Here is a 451-nt window from a genome sequence, read left to right on the forward strand (position 1 = left end):
GTGCTCAGAGCGGCTCACACGACCCAGCGAAGCGGTTCTGGCGAGGCGCCGCATCGCAGGCAGTACGAGTAGTACGACAAGATGTGGCAACGACGCCAGAAGGGTCGTGTTAGCCGCTTTCAGTACCCGGCCTTGGCGCCGGGACGGCGTGCGGCGAACAGCCCCGTCGCACGCGCTCCCTGCCGTGCGAAGCGCTCGCGCCGCGCCTTCTTGGGATCGACCCGCAGCGGCCGGTACCACTCGATGCGGTCACCCGTCTGCAGGATGCGGCCAGGCTCCACCGGCTTTCCCCAGATGCCGCAGGGCGCTTCGTCATCCTCCACCGGCCCGCCGCAGGCACGCAGCGCGTCGCGCACCGTGGCGCCCGCGGGCAGCTCCAGGGCGACTTCGCGCACGTCGCGCGGCGCGGGCGACCACGCGACGGTCACCGCCACGCGGCCCGCGCCGTCAC

Annotated in this window: 1 protein-coding gene; it reads right to left on the bottom strand. The window is 72.5% G+C overall.

Features of this window, described 5'->3' with window-relative positions; translation table 11 throughout:
- Positions 1-119 precede the first annotated feature (119 nt).
- A partial coding sequence (locus JZ791_RS47420) for an RnfH family protein (RefSeq protein WP_216903968.1) occupies positions 120-451 on the bottom strand: 332 nt, incomplete at its 5' end.

Source organism: Nocardia alni, from assembly GCF_019038435.1.
GTDB lineage: Bacteria > Actinomycetota > Actinomycetes > Mycobacteriales > Mycobacteriaceae > Nocardia > Nocardia alni.